The sequence below is a fragment of the Rhodococcus erythropolis R138 genome, from assembly GCF_000696675.2.
Classification (GTDB): Bacteria; Actinomycetota; Actinomycetes; order Mycobacteriales; family Mycobacteriaceae; genus Rhodococcus_F; species Rhodococcus_F erythropolis.
In genome coordinates this window covers 246,999-265,291 of sequence record NZ_CP007257.1, presented here as the reverse complement: position 1 = coordinate 265,291, position 18,293 = coordinate 246,999, and the positions used below count along the sequence as shown (strand labels likewise).

Genomic DNA, 18,293 nt, shown 5'->3' with positions numbered 1-18,293 from the left:
CGGATTCACACCGGTGGTGACTCATGGTCGAACGCATCGGCGGGCGGCGACACCGAATCGACCGCTGGATGGAAAGCGAAATTCGAGGCTCATGTGGGTGATTCGCCACCTAACGCCAACACTTGCCGCATCAACTCCCACAGTTCTGTTCGAGCCGGCCCGGTGAGGGAAAGCTGCGGGAAGGTAAGGAAGCCGTGGAACAACCCGTCGAAGCGGTGCGAGAGGACGGGAACACCCGCAGCGGCGAGTTTCTTCGCGTAGTCGTCCCCCGCTGAACAGGGCGGATCGAGTTCAGCGGTCGCGACGAGTGCCGCGGGGAGTCCCGTCAGCGATGCAGCGCGAGTGGGGACGATGAGTTCGCTGTCGGTACCGTCCGGTGCGTACTGATCCCAGTACCACCTCATCGCTTTGGCGGTGTTGTAATAGCCAACACCGTACTTTTCGTACGACTCGGTGGTGAAGTCGTTGTCAATGAGCGGGTAGATCAGGATCTGCGCCGTGATCCGTGGCCCGCCACGGTCTCTCGCCGCGATTGATACGGTCGCGGCGAGATTGCCGCCCGCGCTGTCACCGACGACCGCGATTCGTCTCGGGTCTCCCTGGTACTCGGCGATTGTATCTGCCGTCCAGCACACCGCCGCGTACACGTCCTCCACCGCCGCAGGTGCCGGGTGTTCCGGCGCGCGCCGATAGTCGACGGACACTACAACGACGCCGAGTGCGTCCGCCATCGATCGGCAGAGCTCGTCATGGCTGTCTAGATCGCAGAAGACGAATCCACCGCCGTGCGCGAAGACGACGACGGGTGCTGGCGACGAGCCGACGGAATGTGGCGTATAGACCCGCAGAGGGAGACCACCTCCCGGACCGTCGATCGTGACATTCTTCACCCGCTTCATGTCCGGCGTCCGAGTGAGCGGAGACCGCCGGGACAGAATGATCTCGCGAACCTCGGTCGCCGAATACGCTGTCACATCCGGAAATCCGGACTCGAGCGCCGCGAGCATTGCCTCGACGTCAGGATGCAGATCGGTCCTGCGTGCGCCCGTCATTTCAGGCTTCCTCCGTAGATGTGACGATCTCGAACCCCTTGTAACCGGCCTCCGCAACCTCGGCGCAGATGCTCCCGTAGTTCGCGAATCCTCCTATGTACGGCATGAACACCCGTGGCTTGCCGGGGATGTTCGAGCCCAAATACCATGAGTTCGCGGTTGGGAACAGGGTGGCCGCAGCCTTGGCGTTGCACTCGGCGACCCACTCGTCCACTGCTTGTTGTGTCGCCTCGATCGACACCGCGTTGTGCTCGTCCAGGTAGTCGAAGCACTTCGCGATCCAGTCGATCTGCAGTTCAGCCATGAGCACCATATTCGCGAGCACGCTCGGGCTGCCAGGTCCTACCATGTTGAACAGGTTGGGGAATCCGGCGGACGAAAGCCCTAGGTAGGTGCGTGGTCCGGCGGCCCAATCCTCGTTCAGGGTGCGGCCACCGCGACCCACGATGTCGATACGCGAGAGCGCGCCGGTCATTGCGTCGAATCCGGTGGCGAATATGAGCATGTCCAGCTCGTGCAGCTGGTCGCCGACTAGGACACCGTTCTCGGTGATCTCGGTGATTGGGGTCTGCCGCAAGTTGACCAGTGTGACGTTGTCGCGGTTATATGCCTCGAAGTAGCCGCTGTCCGTGACGATGCGCTTCGTGCCGATGGGATGGTCGTTCGGGATCAGCTGATCGGCGAGTTCCGGATCGTTCACCATGTCACGAATCTTGGCCTCGACGTACTTGCGTGCGGTGTCGTTAGCCTCGAGGTTGGTGGTCTGATCGGGGAATGCCTTGGCGAACAGGTAACCGCCGCGCTGCCACCACTCGTCGTAGATCCGCGTGCGCTCCTGCTCCTCGACCTCCATCGCGCCCTTGGGATAGGGCGTAAACGGGGTACCACCACCGCTGAGGCGGGCGAGACGCCGCCGCTCGGGGTATCCGGCTTTCACCTGCGCGATCAGTTCCTCGGTCAGCGGCCGATTGCCTGCGGGGATTGAGTAATTGGGGCTCCGCTGGAACACCACGACCTGAGCGGCATCCTTCGCTATCTCTGGAATTGACTGGATTCCGGACGACCCGGTACCGATCACGCCGACACGCTTACCCACGAAATCAACGGGCTCATGCGGCCATTCACCGGTGTGGTAGCTCTCTCCAGCGAAGGAATCCCTACCTGCGATCGCAGGACGGTTGGTCGCAGACAGGACGCCGGTCGCCATCACGCAGAAGCGCGCGGTCACGGACTTTCCGGTGTCGGTGGTCACAGTCCACAATGCCGCTTCTTCATCGTAGACGGTGGAGACGACCCTGGTGAGAAAGTCATACGCGCTGCGCAGATCGAACCTGTCTGCAACGTGCTCGAGGTAGGCAAGGATCTCCTCCTGGGTGGCGAAACGCTCCGACCACGTCCATTCCTGCTGGAGGTCCTCGTCGAACGAGTAGGAATAGTCGATACTCTCGACATCGCATCTGGCGCCGGGGTAGCGGTTGTGGAACCAGGTGCCACCGACGCCCGCGGCGGATTCGAATCCGTGGACGTTCATTCCACGTTGCCGGAACTTGTGCACTGCATACAGCCCGGAGATGCCGGCGCCGATCACGACGACATCGGACGCGTCACTCTGCGTATCCACTCTATTCACTTCCTTGCTGAGGACCATCTCGGGTCTTTGGATTGTGGGTCGGGTGCGTCCTCACCGTTACCTCGATGCGGGTGGCAAAACCGACAGCTGGAGTTTGTTCAGCGACCACGCCCGACGACCCGGGACTGGGCTGTCAGGGCATGACGAATCAATGTGCGGCGTCAGCCTTCGTGACCAACGAGTTGCTGGCAACACGGTCGGCCTCCGCTTGTGCCGCGGCCTTCATCTCCTTAGCCCATAACCATTCGTGGCCCCAGTAGCTGTCGGCCGTGATCTCCTCCGCCGTGTAGTACGACTCGTCCACCAGCTCCCCTGCGGTGCCGTATTCGATATCCCATCCCCCAGGTACACCGACGTAGAACGAGATCATCTTGTCGTTGGTGTGACGACCTAGCGTCGACGAGACGGGGAAATCTCGCGTTTGCACTTGGTCGAAAGCCCGACCGACGGCGTCAAGTTCGTCGACCTCCACCATGACGTGGATGAGGCCCGGGTCACGTCCCTCCAGCGTCGGCATGATGGCGAGACTGTGGTGACGCTGGTTCACACCGAGGAACCGGATCCGTTGCGGTCCCACCTCGGGAGGGGCTGGCATCCGGAAGGCACCACGCGGGAGGAATGCGAGAACCTCCGTGTAGAAGCGGTACGACTCGTCGAAGTTCGCCGTCGGCATCACCACGTGGCCGAGACCCTGCGCCCCAGTGATGAACTTCTGCCCGTACTTGGTGACCACTGGGCTGTGCTCCAGAACCGGCCCGTAAAAAATCTCCAGAGGGGTACCTCCCGGATCTCTCAACGACAGGCCACCCTCGATCTTCCGGCTCTCGCACAGGTCGAACGGCATCGTCTCGTACTCGTATCCGACGGTGTCGAGTTGTGCCGCGAGCCGGCGCAGCGCAAATGCGTCGCGCACCTCCCAACCGACTGCGGTCACCCTGTCAACCTCCCCGTGCACCACGGTGATTCTCGAGGGTCGCTCGTCCATCCGGAAATGCAGCGCATCTTCTTCGTCTCCGACCCCCGGCGCGAAGCCGAGCACCTCGAAGCCGAGCTCGCGCCATCGGTCCATATCCGTAGCCAGGACGCGCACATAACCGAGTCCTTTGATTTCCGTCATTGTCAAGCGTCCTTTCGTAGATTCAACAAGCACCAGCCGGACCCGATCATCAGATCATCACGCGCAGTGGACCGTTGGGCACGTCAACGCCCAGCGAAGCCATGGCCGAACCATGGTAGGGCGTGCTGGAGACGTGGATCGCGTGGTGGAGCCCGCAGTGCGCGTCCCGCCAGAATCGCTGCAACGGGTTGTCCAGCCGCAGAGCGTTGCCACCCGCCCTGTCGAAGACCTCGTCCGCAGCTCGGACGGCTCGCCAGGCCGAACGAACCTGGTTGCGTCGTACCTGAGCACGCAACTCGAAGTCGATCTCCTTGCCCGCGTCCACGAGATCCCAGATGCGGTCGACATTACTCAGCAACTGTTGTCGCGCAGCGTCGATCTCGGCCGCGGCCTCCCCCAGCGCATGCAGCACGTACGGATCGTCCCGGACCGGCGTTCCGGTCGAACCGATGCGCTCGCGCTGGTAGGCAATCCCTGCCGCGAGCACACCTTCACAGATGCCGATTGTGGCGGAGGTGATTCCGAGCGGGAACATCGTCGACCAGGGCATCTTGTACAGCGTCTCCGTCACGCCGTATTTCTGGGCCGCAGTGCCGTCGATGACATCCTGCGCATTCATCACCCGATAGTCGGGGATGAAGGCATCTTTTACCACGATGTCCTTGCTTCCCGTACCACGGAGTCCCATAACCTCCCAGGAATCTTCGACGATCTGGTAATCCGAACGCGGCAGGATAACGTGCAGACCCACCGGCGGCATCAGAGGCTGTCCGTCCTCGTCCCCGACTATCGCGCCGAGGAAGATCCAGTCGCAGTGGTCGGTGCCGGAGGAAAACTGCCAACGGCCGTTCATCCGGTAACCACCCTCTACCGGCACCGCGATTCCGCCCGGCATGTAAGGCGAGGCCTGCCAGGTGTCCGAGTTCTCGCCCAATACCTCGTCCTGAACCTTCGGATCCGCGAAGGCGAGCTGCCAAGGATGCACACCGACGATGCCACCCACCCAACCAGCTGATCCGTAGACGCTGGCCAGCTTCATCACACTTTCGGAGAACTCGCGAGGGTGGGCTTCGAAACCGTTGTATTTCTTGCGCTGCAACAGACGGATGATTCCGGACTGCCGCAACACATCGGCGGTGTCATCTGTAAGCCTGCCAATCGAGTCGGATTCCTGCGCGCCGTCGCGCAATGCGTCGGCATTGGCGACGATGTAGTCGAGCGCTTCGTAACTCATGTGTCTCTTTCTGAGGAATGTGGCCGGGCCGACGTGACTACCGATGGGTCAGGAGGGGACGTCAGCTTGCGCCGTGTTTTCGATCATGGTTCCGAATGCGGTCCGGCCGGCGGCGAGGTTCTCGTCGACCTCTGCTTGCCAACTTGTCAGGGCTCGCTCAGTGTCGATCTCGTACTCGAACCTGTTGACCATCTCCGGCTGGACATCCTCGATGTCCACGTAGAACTGCTCGTACCAGCGGCGCAACTGGTAAACCGGGCCGTCCTCCTCGCACAGCAGAGGGTTGTCGATCCGAGACTTGCTCTTCCAGATCTTCACGTCCTGCTCAAACCCGATTGCAACGCCCTTGGCGATCATCTCGGCGATCGTCTGTGCCTGCTCATCGGGTACGCCGGACGGCTTCTTCGCGATCACCCCGTATTGGAGGCGGAACGAGGTGGGCGAGATCGGATAGTGGCAGTTGATCAGGTAGATATTCGGATCGGCTTCGGGATCCGTACCGCCCGTCCACAGCTTGTCGATCATGTACGAAGGTCCGAAGTACGTTGCATCGGACTGACTTTCCGTGGAGTAGTTGGTGCTCTCACTGAGTCTGACACCGGTCGCGTCGGGACGCGGGAGGGAACGCATCGCCTGAGTCGCCGTATGTCCCTCGAACACGTTGCGGAAGAAGGTCGGCATTCCGTAGTGCACGTAAAAGAAGTGGGCCATGTCGACGATGTTGTCGACGAGCTCACGGCAGTGCGATCCCTCGACCACGATCGAGTTCCAAACCCAATCGGTCCATTCCGGATCGCCGTACTCCGCGATGACAGGGATCGCGAGGTCGCTTGAAGGCTTGGACCCCTGGGGGTCATGCCATACGAAAAGCTGTCCGTTGACCTCGGAAGTCACCCAAGCCCTTGTCCTTGCGAGCGGCGGGACACGGCGCGCATAAGGTATTCCCGAGCACTTCCCATCACCTCGCCACCGCCAATCATGGAACGGGCAGGCAATGGAGTTCCCCTTGACGGTGCCGAGCGCAAGGTTGCCGCCCATGTGACGGCAGAACGCGTCGAGGACGCTGATCTTTCCGTCCTCACCCGCGAAGACCACCAACTCGGTCCCGAAGGCCGACACCTGGTGGGGCTTGCCGTCCGCGAAATCCCCGAGCAGTCCCAGACAGTGCCATCCGCGTGCATACCTCTCGGGGGGCGCCCCGGTATCGATGACGCGAACCTGTTCGGTCTCTGCAGAATTCACTTTTGCCTCCTGATCGGACTGGGCACGACAACTGGTCACCCATCAACTGGGCCCGTCGCGTTTTGAACAGCTTGGCAACTATGGACAGCTCGGTGACATGGGTCTCCCGCAGAACGGGAACACATTCAGATCCCCTACGGCAGGACCACCTTCGAACCGGTCGGCACGCCTGACCTCCGACAAAGGTTGCGGTGGATCATCGCGGGGCCGCGTGCACAAGCGAATCCGCTCGTGTAGCGGGAGGCAATTCACGACGAAGTCGAACCACGGATGGCAGCCGTCACCGGCCGCATTTGATGCACGCAGCATAGGGAAGGTACCGTGACGTGTGTCACGTTGGCAGGATCTGTCAGGAGGAACGGTTGAGCACATCACCCACCGAAGGCCCCCCGGTGTCCGCGGTCGGACGGGTTTCGCTGGTTCTGGAAACCTTCAACTCCGCAGGCCCTCTCACCCTCGCCCAAGTGACGCAAAAGACCGGCATTCCACGGTCCTCAGCGCACCGATTGCTCGAACAGTTGGCTTCGGTCGGCTGGTTGGCACGATCGCCCGAGCAAACCTATGAACTGGGCGTCAAGGCCTACGAAATGGGACAGGCTGCGCTGAACCAGAATCGCTTGCTCCAACATGCACGTCCGGTTTTACACGCATTCGCCCAGCGGACGGGCTACACAATCCAACTCGCGGTGGTAGATGTAGCCGACACCGTGTACCTCGCCAAGGTCAATGGACGTGCCTCGGGTTCGACCCCGACTGCTGTCGGCCAACGCGTGCCCGCGCACCTGACTGCGGTGGGCAAGGTGATCATGGCGAACGCAACCGTTGCGAAGTCGTACTCGCTGGGCGGTCGTCATAAGAACTCGCCGACGTCACCACGTAAAAACTTCGCTCATGCGACATCAAGCCAGTTTGCCCGGGAGTTTGCCCAGGTTCGCGAGAAGGGCGCCGCGTTCGATCGCGGCGATGCATTTCCCGGAATCGGCTGCGTCGGAGTATCGATCGGCCCCCCCGACCACGTTTACGGCAATATGGCCGGGTTGTCGATTTGTGCCTCGATAGGCTCACTAGATCACCAGAAGATGATCGGCCCCCTACGCTCGACCGCACGCGACATTTGGGACAGGTGTGTGGCGGCTGACCTTGCTAGCCACTGACTCCGCTCTGAGTGAGCGTCTTGCGGCACGGATTCGGTCGGTTGCAGTACCCCTCAATTGCTAGATTAGGCAGCCGCGGAGGCATGCTGGCGTGCAGTGATGCCGCCCGCCCCGTGTGAGATGGCACTTAGCCAATGGCGATGCCCGATCCCGGTGGATGCCGGACCCTGGGCAGGTCTCACCAGTAGCTGAGGCCAGCGAATTGTCGGCCGCCTACACACCGGGGACAGTTGAACCGTCACTTCGCCGGACTGCCCCGAAGGAATCAATCATCGTGCCTCCCTCGGTCCTGAGACCGCCCAGCATGAGGCGAACAGCGTGGAACTACGAACCCTCCAAAGCTTGAAGGTACTGTGCCGCAGACGAATCCCTCCACGCTGGCGGTCATCGTAATACCAGGCCTTGGCGAACTCGCCGCATCGACTGATGGTGGATCGCAGGGTGTCCGGATCAACAGCGATCGCGGAATCGCGTCCTGCGATACTCGAAGCCGTGTGCCACAGGCTTGAGTTTCGGAGTTCGCCTGCGGAAGTAGATACACAGATGGCCGGCAATTGGCCAGCCTCCGGCACTGTCGTCCAACACCAACCAGAAGCCATCACCGGCGCCTGCGTTCATGGGTTCCCGCATCGCAAGACCCATCTCATCTAACGGGGGCATCTCGTTGGCGAATCGACTTACAGTCTCGTCCCCAGTAGTCCCGGCACGGACACCGAGGGCGGAACACGGTATCGCCGTTCGGGAACAGCGTCGCGGAGCAAACCATGACTGATCGACCAAGTCGAGTTCAGCCCGGACACGCAGCCTTGTTAGCGAGTCACCGGATCCTGTGACCGGATACGAGGACGACCAGTCCGAGGTAAGCGTGGCCTCCCACTCTCGCCGTAGCTGGGGCATCTCCCTCGAAGCCGACCCCGCGACTAGACACCAAGGTTCGCACCTATCCTGACCCGCTCCCTTCTCCTGCTCGACGAACGATCAGGCCGGTCACCCTTTCCGCCTCCTCCGGGACAAGTTCCTCGGCGGCAGTGTTGACATCAGGCGGGCAACGCCGGATCGATCGCGGACCTGAACGATTCGCGCCACCCCCGCGTGCCCACCATCGGGACGGCGCGCCCCCCGATACCGAACGGATCCGCCGGGACCGAAGGGTAAATGCGCTTCACCCGATCGCCAGTTCGCTCCAGGTGATCGCATTTTCAAACACGCTGCGCCCGTTTCCAGTACGCCCCGCGGCATCGAATTCATCCGGGAAAGGACGATGCTCGAGGGGCAATACCTGCCGACCACTCGAGAAAGTCGACGCCCCCGTCGGGCCAGTCTCTAGATCAGCGCGCTGCGGGTCCTCAGAATTCGGGACCCGACCACAGAGCGAAAATAGGTGAATCCATGGTGAACAGAGTTGTTCACGCCGTCGTGCTCGGATCACGCACACTTCCGATGGTCGTGCCCTAGTTCGCCCTGGGAGTTAAAGGTGTGACTTCGACGCCTCATGTACACACGCACTTGTCATCCTGCCCTCGACGCCGTCAATACTGACCACAATTTTGATGAACTGTTGCGGTGGTCGACGTGCGTCTCCGCTCTTCCGTGAATCGGACTGACAACCGCCTACTCTGCCGTCCCATCACGTTGACGAATGCACCAAAGGAGCGTGTTCGGATCCCTGCCATGCGTGAATTCGTCTCCCTACGTGTAGATCTCGACGCAGCGTCCGAGATCTGACGCACGAATGGGTATCCGCGACATCACGGTGGAGGGAACCTCGTTCAGCGAGTTTGCGATCCTCCGTTGAAGTCCAATGTCTGACCGGTGATTCCACCGGCCTCGTCTGACGCTAAATAGGCACAGAACGCTCCAACCTCGAACGGATCGCCGAACCGTCCGATCGGGATGGTGGTGAGGATCTGCTGGATCATCTCCGGGCTCATCTTGTCCCGGAGGTTCTCCTGGTGTCCGAGCGCCACGTTGTTGGCAGTGACACCGAACTGTCCGGTTTCGGCCGCGAGGTGCCGAATAAAGCCCTCGATTCCACTCTTGCCTGTGGCGTACATCGTCTGATTGATGTTCTGGCCGGTGCGGGCCGAGCCCGACGAGATCTGAACAATTCGCCCCCAGCCTGCCTCGCACATACCATCGATGGCAACCTTGATGCAGTTCATAGCGCCGAAGACGTTGAGGTCGATGGGAGCACGCCACTCCGTGGGAGACAACTCCCGGAATGGCTTGATGACACGCCCTTCGGCGACGCCGGCGTTGTTGACGACGACGTCGACAGGACCGCCGAGTGCGGTCTCCGCGGCGCGAACATGACTGAGCGTGGCGTCATAGTCCGTGACATCGAACGGGGCCGCGACCGCACGACCACCCGACCCGACGATACCCGCAGCCACCTTCCGTGCCCGGTCGCCGCGCAAGTCGTTGACTATCACCGCAGCACCCTGTTGTGCAAGGACTTTCGCGATTCCTTCGCCCACACTCTGTCCTGCGCCGGTGACCAGTGCGATTCTTCCACTCAAGTCGAACACGCCTGCTCCTCTCTGTGGCTTCCGCCCAGTGCGGCTGCCCTTGGTGCAGATCCAGTGCACTGCAGGGAAACTGATTTTGTCAACACATTGGTAACTATTTTGGATCCAATCTGCTACCGTCACGCCATGACTGAAAACGGTCTCGGTACCGAAACTGCAGAGAAGGTCGACGGAGCCCCGGCAACACTCACGTCGTTCAATGGAGGCGTCGCCCGGCTCACCCTCGACAACCCGCGCCGAAAAAACGCGATCACGCTCCATATGGCAGCCGCTATTGTGCGGTTCTGTGATCGGGTCGAGGAAGACGACACCATCGGGGCGGTAGTGGTCGACGCGCGGGGCAGCTACTTCTGTAGCGGGGCCGATACTCGGGATCTCGCGTCGTCGTCGTCCGACCCTGCCTCACCCGACGCGGTGGCCCGCACCAGCGCCATCTACGGCGCTTTTGTCCGCGTTGGCAGTCTTCCAGTCCCGACCATCGCGGTTGTCTCCGGTGGCGCTGTCGGTGCCGGGCTCAACCTAGCGATGGCCGCCGACATCATGGTGGTGACGCCGGACGCCCAACTAGAGAGCGGCTTCCTTGCCCGGAGTATCCATCCTGGCGGCGGCCATCTGTCGTTGCTCGGCCGTTCGCTGCGATGGGCGGACACGATTGCACTGGCAGCGTGCGGGCAGTCACTCACGGGCGCCGAGGCTGCGGCGAAGGGTCTCGCCTACGCGGCAGTCGAAGCGAGCGAGATCTCGCAGTTCGTCGACGCTCTGGTCCGTACCGCAGCGGCGGATCCGCAGTTGACGAGGAGAGTCAAGGCCAGCGCACGTCTGGAACTGGGACCCCCGGCCGTCAGCTGGTCGTCTGCGGTCGAGATCGAACGCGGTGTGCAGATGTGGTCGATGTCACGCAAGGGCAATGCGGCATGGTCGTCCCGGGGACCGAGCGCCTCATGACCGACTCCATGACAGACGTGCCTTCTGCCAGTCCATCCGGTCTCGACAACCTGCGGGCCGAGGTTCGGCGATTCCTCGCCGACGAGCTTGTTGCCAGCACCTTCACCCCTGCTGTGGACAGTTGGATGACCGGATTCGACGCCGAGTTCAGTGCTCGGCTAGCGGCGCAGGGCTGGTTGGGAATGACCGTACCCGCCGAGTACGGCGGTCACGGCCGCACCCCGCTGGAACGATTCGTAGTCAACGAAGAACTGCTCGCCGCGGGCGCGCCAGTGGCATCGCACTGGATCGCGGACCGTCAGATGGCGCCGAGCATCCTCGCGCACGGTTCGGCCGAACAGAGGCAGCGTTACCTCCCCGGGATCGCCTCGGGTACGACCTTTTTCGCGATCGGCATGAGTGAACCCGACGCCGGCTCCGACCTTGCGTCGGTGCGCACCCGCGCCGTGGACAACGGTGACTCGTGGACGATCAGCGGCACCAAAGTGTGGACGACCGGCGCACACACGGCGCATGCCATGGTCCTGCTCGCCCGCACCGATGGACAGCCAAGCGACCGTCAGACCGGGCTGTCGCAGTTCGTCGTCGATATCCCCCACCCGGATATCGAGATCCGCCCGATCCGGAGCATCGACGGGCAAGCGCACTTCAACGAAGTGATCTTCCACGACGCCACGGTTCCCGCGAGCGCGCTGCTCGGTCAGCGCGGCGGTGGCTGGGCCCAGGTAATGAATGAGCTCGCGTTCGAGCGTTCGGGACCCGAGCGGTATCTCAGCACGATGCCGCTGCTGCGTGCGTGGGCGTCACTTCTCGCCCGGACGGGCGCCACGCCCGAACAGCGGGACACTCTGGGCTCCCTCACCGCACAGGCGTGGGGTCTTCGCCGGATGTCGCTGCAGGTCGCGGCCGAACTATCCGCGGGTCGCAATCCCGATGTCCTGGCCGCTATGGTCAAGGATCTCGGATCGATATTCGAAGGCGACCTCGGCGACGCGGTGCGCTCCTCGAGCCTCGCGGTGGCCAAGCTCGGCGGGAACGACCCGTTCGCGACACTTCTTGCACACAGCACTCTGCACACACCGGTGTTCACGCTTCGCGGCGGCACCAACGAGATTCTGCGCGGCATCGTCGCGCGTGGACTGGGGGTTCGATGAGTGACTTCACCGCGGAACTGACGGCGGTCACTGCATCCGTCATCGATCGCATCGGGGTCGATCATCAGACCCCCGCGCGCGCGGTGGACACGGCGATCTGGGAACAGCTACACGAAGGCGGTTTCGCCACCGTCGGGGCGCCCGAGGAGGTCGGGGGCGGCGGAGCGGCGTTGAGCGATGCTTTGGCCGTCGTGTCGACGGCAGCGGGGAAGGGTGCACTCACACCCCTCATCGAACACGGCATCCTGGCCCTGTGGCTGGCCGCTGACGCCGGGTACGCACTCGAATCCACGTCAGCGACTATCGCGATCGGCGACGCCGCGTGCCTTCTTACTCGAAACGGTGAGCAGACGGCCCTCGACGGAACTGTCACAGACGTCGCCTTCGCCGCCGACTGCGACACCGTACTGATCGTCTTGCCTGCCGAACACGGCTCGTCGGGTGCGAGGCTGGCTTCGATACGAACCGATGCCCCGGGAGTGCACGTGTCGGCGGAAACCGACCTTGTCGGTGTCTCGCTCGCCACCATCACCTTCGACGGCGCACCGGTGCTGTTCGACGGTCCCACGGCGATCACCGCCGATGATGTGATCGAGCGCGGTGCACTCGCCTATGCCATAGCGGCCGCAGCGGTGGCCGCGTCCGTCCGCGACCACACGCTGCTTTACGCCACCGAGCGTTCCCAGTTCGGCAGGCCACTGACCCAGTTCCAGGCCGTCCAGCAGCGACTCGCGAGCATGGCGGCCCTGACGACCCTCATGGACATCTCGGCACGCGAAGCGGCATCGGCATACGAATCCGCCGACCGTCGCACGGCACTGACTGCCGTCGCTGCCGCCAAGGTGGTGACGTCGCGGTCGGCTCACCCGGTCGCCGCGAGTGGACACCAGATCCACGGCGCGATCGGTTTCACATCCGAACACGCTCTGGGGCGGTATAGCACCTCGCTGTGGAGTTGGCGTGACCGGCACGGAACGGAGCAGTACTGGGCAGGCGTCCTGGCAGGCCAAGTTCTCGATGACGGAATCGACATCTGGGATCTCGTCACAGGGGTGCCCGGGACGACGACTGCGGAGCAGGCGTGACCGCCAGCGAGGGCGACGCCATGTCTGGGCGCCATCCACGCAATCGATGATCGCGCAGCGTAGCGGGCCCGCATAGCGCGCAGAGCCGCCCTTCGTGGCCAACCGCCGGAGCAACACGCACTACCGGAGGCTCAACGATAATAACGATTCTGTCTCGACCTGCGGGCCGGGCCTGGCCGTGTTGCAGTCGGGCATCCGTTCGGAGGCGCCGACGTCGTAATCGAGAACTTCGAGGTCGGCTGCCGATCCAGGGGGTTTACGTGAGTTCGCGTCCCAGGGCATCGTCGAACACAGGCACAATATTGGTTATGCGCGGCCCGCCTTGCACAGGGGCGGAGTTCGCTCGGACATACTTCGCGCGCGGTGCTCGAAGGCAAGGTGCTGGCGAAATTTCCGGTGTTCGACGCTATCAGCCTCGCCGTGAGGCGGACCCAGTCACCTCCGCGACGGACTGAGCCGAGTTCCTCCGATGCGCCTGGCCAACTGGGACTTTCACTTCGCCATGTCCGAGCCGTCGCCGCTGAGTCTGGTTGTCGCGGAACTGCGGCGCCTGTGGAAGCTTGCCATTCCTTACCGCTAAACCTAATCTCTACGACTTTGGCAGGCGCGCGACAGGGTCGTAGCAGGGCACGAGGCGATGATGATGCCCTCGCCGGAACGACGACGATCGACTTGGCAATCTGATGGACGAACATCGTCGCGGCGGTGAGCGACGCGAGGGAGTGTTGTCCCACAACAGCCAAACGCACTCGGTGAGGCGTACCCACTCTCGCCACGACGATCAAATGAAGAGATCAAGGAGTCAGACCATGAGCTCGAGCACTTCCCCTGAATCACCGATCACCCCTTCGTGTGGTGGGGTCTGGGATCCGGACGTCGCCGTCATCGTCGACCGGATTGTCGCGGCCAACTTGCCGCCTGCGCGGGTTGCCGGTGTCGAAGCGGTGCGGCGCAACCTCGAGGCGATCATCCGCCCCGCCGGGCCCGATATGGAGTCGGTGGTGACGACTCAGTTCGGCGGTCCACATGGAACTGTCCCGGTGCGAATTTACCGACCGGTCGGGGTCCCCGCTATCGGCGCTCCCGGACTCGTGTGGTTCCACGGCGGCGGCATGATCATGGGGACACTGGACTCTTTCGACCGGCTCGCTCGCGACGTCGCCTCCGCTACCGGAGCTGTCTTAATCAACGTCGACTATCGGCTCGCGCCAGAACATCGCTACCCGGTCGGGAACGACGAGGCGTATGCGGCGCTGTGTTGGGCCCACGAATCCGCCGAGGAAATCGGCTTGGACAACACACAGATCGGATTGGGTGGTGACAGCGCGGGCGGCGGGCTCGCCGCGTCGACCGCGTTGCGGGCACGGAACGAAGGCGGGCCGGCCATTGCCCAGCAGGTGTTGTTCTATCCCGGCCTCGAGCGGCGCCGTGACCGGCCCTCGATGCGGGAGTTCGGCGACAGTCCTTTTCTCGTCGCCGAAGACATCGACTGGATGAAGAGCCTGTACCTGGGTGATGATCCGTCGGTCGATGACGAATACGGGGTACCCGCGCTGGCGACATCTCTCGCGGGTCTTCCGCCTTCGGTCATCGCCGTGGGCTACGCTGACCCACTCCGCGACGGCGTCGAAGAGTACGGCGATCGCCTTCGAGACGCGGGCGTTCCCACCGCGCAATTGAGATATCCCGGTGTCGGACACGGTTTCGCTATGCAGGTACCGACGGTGATCCGGGCACGGGCCGCGGTCCGCGAAGTCGGAGCACTGGTCGCGGCACGGTTTGCGTTCACCCCCTGACTGGGCGAGTCTGTGGTCCCGGTTCGAGCCGATGAACGAAACGGTTCGCGGGTCTGTGCCGCCCCGAGAACCTCACTCGCGGTCAGCACCTCTTGTCTAAATCGACGAGCACCTGGGCCACGGAACACGTCGAAATACGGTCGAGGTAATGTCCGTCCGAAGGTGCCTCTGCCCCGTGCCTCTGATCGACATCGTGACAATCGAACAAAGCCAGAACCAGGAACCAGTCAACACTCGGGGGCACTGTCGTGTACGGCACTTCATCTCGGACGTTCGCTCACCGCCCGTACTGTCGCGGGACATCCGCAGCCATTGCATGTTGCTTCCGCGACAAGAATATCGCTGCGACGGTCGCAACTACACCAGCGACCAACGTGGTGACAGTAGCCCCAATGTATCCCGAGGAAGATGGCACTACGAAACTGGTGCCGGCAGCATCGGTGACATTGTTCGCCAGAATCATTCCCACCACTGCGGCGGCCGCAGCGAGCCCTATGATCCGCATCAGCGCGTTCAGACCGTTGGCTTCTCCGGTCTGTTCGATCGGAGTTGCCTCCATGATGAGAGTCGGCAGTGTCGCATACGACATGCCCACAGACGTCCCTATCACGCAGGTGACGCCGACCAAGAAGGCTATAGGGAACTGCCACTCAATCACGAGTGCAACCAACATCGCTGCCACAGCGGTAATTAGCAGTACACCCGCGGTCAGGAGCGTGCTGCGAGCCCCGAAACCCGTCACCATGCGTGCACCGATGTTTGACGACACGAATGCCGCCAGTCCGGCCGGAGCCATAAGCAGACCAGCAGCCATCATGGATACCCCGAGTCCGTGTGGTGCCGAAGATGGCGCCATCAACATCTGGATAGGAACGAGTTCCATCCCGTAGAAGGCGAAGGCCGCCATAACGCCAACGATGTTTGCAAGCAGCACGTCTCGCCGTGCTGCGATGCGTAGATCTAGAAGCGGATTTGGCCGCCGCAGTTCGTAGTACACAAGACCCACGAAAATGACGATTGCCGATCCGCCCAGCGACATGGTGATCGGACTAATCCAACCCCAGTCAGGGCCCTTGCTCAGTGGTAGCAAGAGTGTGAGGAGCAGGGCACTCAGGCCGACCGCACCGACGAGGTCGAACCGCCCGCCAGTCCGGATCACGCTCGGAGGAACGAGGCTGTAGATGCCAACGTAGCAAGCCACCGACCCCCCGACGGCCAGGAAGAACAACAGTCGCCAGCTGTAGACCTCTGCCACGAAAGCAGAAAGAGGCAGCCCGAGCGCACCTCCCACAGCTAATGACGAGCTCATCATTCCGACGGCAGTCCCGAGTTTCGCCGCCGGGACGAATTCCCGCATCACGCTGATTCCAACCGACACGAAGGCCACGCCCAGTCCTTGCAGTGCACGACCGACGAGGAACACCGTGAGTCCTGGCGCGACAGCACAGATCAGTGAGCCCACCGCTACCGCTGCGACGCAGATAAGCAGGAGACGACGTTTCCCGTACATATCCCCGAGGCGTCCCACGATCGGCGTCACCATTGCTCCGACCGCCATCGTCGCGGTGACCGCCCACGAGGCATTCGACGCCGACGTGTCGAGTATTCGCGGCAAGGTTGGGATCAACGGCATGATGAGCGTTTGAGTGAGGGACATTGCTATCCCCGACGTGCACAACACAATGATGCCGATCATCGTCCTGCGAGCACCTCGGACCGTCACCGAGGAGGACGCCCCTACCTTCTCGGCGCCATCTATCGGCCTCGGCGTTGAAGGATCTACATTGGTACGCAACGGTGCTCGCTCCCCCGCCGTTGGCTCGGCGGCAGTCATGATTCTGATATTTTCTACTTTGTGTCGAGTCGCGACCCCGTATCGACCACCAAGCCCTATCGATGGCCGTCGGAGCGCGCTTTTGGGTGTAGCAGGCTCGTTCCTGTTAGCAGGACTCGGAAATACTCGCCGACAATGCTGTGCGCGCGAGGACCAGCTCGCTCGCGGTGAAGGCAATCGACATCTTCATCGAATGGGACATGCCGGCCGAATCGAGTCTGACGGCTGACGGCTGACGGCTGACGCGGATCCGACATGATCATGAGTCGATGGGTCAGATGGGGTCGAATGTACCGCTATCATCGCGACGGACATGAGCTCAGTGATTGCCAGCCCCCGTGCGGATGGACTTCCGACCAGGTGCACTCCGCACCCGACACACGCTGCCGCCACGACCAGCCAGAACACGGGCCATGTGCCTCAGCACCCGAGATGAGCCCCGCCGTAGAGCAAAACAAGAAAGAGCGCGCAAGCTACGATCCGCTCCCCTGACAGTCGGGCGCTGCCTCCTCACAGGCCTTCCGACCGTGGCGCCCCATCCAGGCGTCACCTTATCGCTCCTGGCAGTTGCCAGCCGCGTCATCGACTGCTCCACAATCCTTTTCATTTGAAGGAGTCGAGGCGGCACGTTCACCGTCGCGGGACAATCCGCGGCACGCAGAGCTCGTCAGCAAACATGTCATCGAAGTACTTGATCTCGCCGACACAGTCGCACCCAACTCGGTGTGTTGGTCGTGAAGTCTGGCAGAGCGCCACGATACGCAGGGTGGCGTCAAACTCGATGCTGGTCAGCAAGGACAGAGGTGAACGTGGAAAACGGGATGTTCTGTGGCGACTTCGTGTTCATTGATCGTCATTGTTGTGACCTCCTTTCTCTGGCACCAAATGGCTAGGCCCGCATACAGTCCAAACAGCTCTCAGGGCGCGATCGTAGGCAGGTCCGAGTACGCAACGGATTCCCTGGTGTCGAGCACGACCTGGAGCTTCGCAAGCACCAGTTGTCCTCCGGACTCCTGTGCCGCACCGTGCACGATTCCACTAGACAGTGCGTGCGGACGACCGTCAACGACCTTCGTTACGAATATGTAGGCGCAGAACTCAGTGACCCCGTCACGATGTGACGTGAACAAGATGTTGCTGCAGTGGTGGCGCAAAGGGTACGGACTGGCGAGACGGTGCGTTTCCTGCCATGCCATCACCTCGTCCGCCCCCGTCAAGTCAACGCGAATGAAGTCTTCGTACGCGGTTGCGCCCGTGTCACTCCTGCAGCGGAAGTTGAAGTCGTCGGCGATCAGCGCTCGCAGCGCCTCTGGACACCACTCGTCGTAGTGAAACCACCATCCGTTGACCAACTGGCTCAGCTTGCTGCTATCGCGGGATCCTTCACCGACATGCGACGTCATGAAATGAACTCCTCGCTCTTGACCAGCTTCGTATGGCACGTATGCGTCCTCACACGATGCCGCGTGGTGCATCCGTGCGACACCTCGCGTCTCACTCAGCTGACACGTTCCCAGCTCAG

The 18,293-nt window shown here is 62.2% G+C and carries 13 protein-coding genes; 5 read left to right on the top strand and 8 right to left on the bottom strand.

The window, feature by feature from the left end; translation table 11 throughout:
- Window positions 1-89: 89 nt before the first annotated feature.
- From H351_RS30280 to H351_RS30260, 5 genes are all read right to left on the bottom strand, one after another.
- Window positions 90-1,052, bottom strand: coding sequence for an alpha/beta hydrolase (locus H351_RS30280; protein ID WP_030003130.1), 963 nt, complete (start codon window positions 1,050-1,052; stop codon window positions 90-92).
- 1 nt (window position 1,053) lies between these two features.
- Complete coding sequence (locus tag H351_RS30275) at window positions 1,054-2,673, bottom strand: flavin-containing monooxygenase (RefSeq protein ID WP_244891536.1); 1,620 nt, start codon at window positions 2,671-2,673, stop codon at window positions 1,054-1,056.
- A gap of 157 nt (window positions 2,674-2,830) precedes the next feature.
- Complete coding sequence (locus H351_RS30270; protein WP_051636676.1) at window positions 2,831-3,799, bottom strand: VOC family protein; 969 nt, start codon at window positions 3,797-3,799, stop codon at window positions 2,831-2,833.
- Window positions 3,800-3,848: 49 nt separating this feature from the next.
- Window positions 3,849-5,033 carry an acyl-CoA dehydrogenase family protein gene (locus H351_RS30265; RefSeq protein ID WP_030003133.1) on the bottom strand — a complete coding sequence of 395 codons (1,185 nt, stop codon included), beginning with the start codon at window positions 5,031-5,033 and terminating at the stop codon, window positions 3,849-3,851.
- A 48-nt stretch (window positions 5,034-5,081) separates the two neighbouring features.
- Window positions 5,082-6,275, bottom strand: a complete 1,194-nt coding sequence (locus H351_RS30260; protein ID WP_030003134.1) for a 3-ketosteroid-9-alpha-monooxygenase, oxygenase component — start codon at window positions 6,273-6,275, stop codon at window positions 5,082-5,084.
- Between the two features lie 362 nt (window positions 6,276-6,637).
- On the opposite strand from H351_RS30260, the gene H351_RS30255 reads away from it, so the two are divergent.
- Entirely contained in the window at window positions 6,638-7,429 is a 792-nt protein-coding gene (locus H351_RS30255; RefSeq protein ID WP_030003135.1) for an IclR family transcriptional regulator, read from the top strand.
- Window positions 7,430-9,198: 1,769 nt separating this feature from the next.
- On the opposite strand, the gene H351_RS30245 is transcribed toward H351_RS30255, so the two are convergent.
- Entirely contained in the window at window positions 9,199-9,957 is a 759-nt protein-coding gene (locus H351_RS30245; RefSeq protein ID WP_030003137.1) for an SDR family NAD(P)-dependent oxidoreductase, read from the bottom strand.
- A 126-nt stretch (window positions 9,958-10,083) separates the two neighbouring features.
- Here H351_RS30245 and H351_RS30240 point away from each other — a divergent pair, with 126 nt between their 5' ends.
- The 4 genes from H351_RS30240 to H351_RS30225 all read left to right on the top strand — a co-directional run bounded on the left by H351_RS30240 (window position 10,084) and on the right by H351_RS30225 (window position 14,937).
- A complete protein-coding gene (locus H351_RS30240) occupies window positions 10,084-10,902 on the top strand; it encodes an enoyl-CoA hydratase-related protein (protein ID WP_030003138.1) in 819 nt (272 codons plus the stop codon).
- Window positions 10,899-12,056: an acyl-CoA dehydrogenase family protein gene (locus tag H351_RS30235; protein ID WP_051636690.1), complete on the top strand. Its 1,158-nt coding sequence runs from the start codon at window positions 10,899-10,901 to the stop codon at window positions 12,054-12,056. Before H351_RS30240 ends, H351_RS30235 begins: the two co-directional genes overlap by 4 nt.
- Window positions 12,053-13,141, top strand: coding sequence for an acyl-CoA dehydrogenase family protein (locus H351_RS30230; protein ID WP_030003140.1), 1,089 nt, complete (start codon window positions 12,053-12,055; stop codon window positions 13,139-13,141). Before H351_RS30235 ends, H351_RS30230 begins: the two co-directional genes overlap by 4 nt.
- Window positions 13,142-13,950: 809 nt before the next feature.
- A complete protein-coding gene (locus tag H351_RS30225; RefSeq protein ID WP_051636691.1) occupies window positions 13,951-14,937 on the top strand; it encodes an alpha/beta hydrolase in 987 nt (328 codons plus the stop codon).
- Between the two features lie 277 nt (window positions 14,938-15,214).
- Here H351_RS30225 and H351_RS30220 read toward each other — a convergent pair whose 3' ends face one another.
- Window positions 15,215-16,633, bottom strand: a complete 1,419-nt coding sequence (locus H351_RS30220; RefSeq protein ID WP_051636677.1) for an MFS transporter — start codon at window positions 16,631-16,633, stop codon at window positions 15,215-15,217.
- Window positions 16,634-17,688: 1,055 nt separating this feature from the next.
- Complete coding sequence (locus H351_RS30215; protein WP_030003142.1) at window positions 17,689-18,174, bottom strand: hypothetical protein; 486 nt, start codon at window positions 18,172-18,174, stop codon at window positions 17,689-17,691.
- Window positions 18,175-18,293 lie beyond the last annotated feature (119 nt).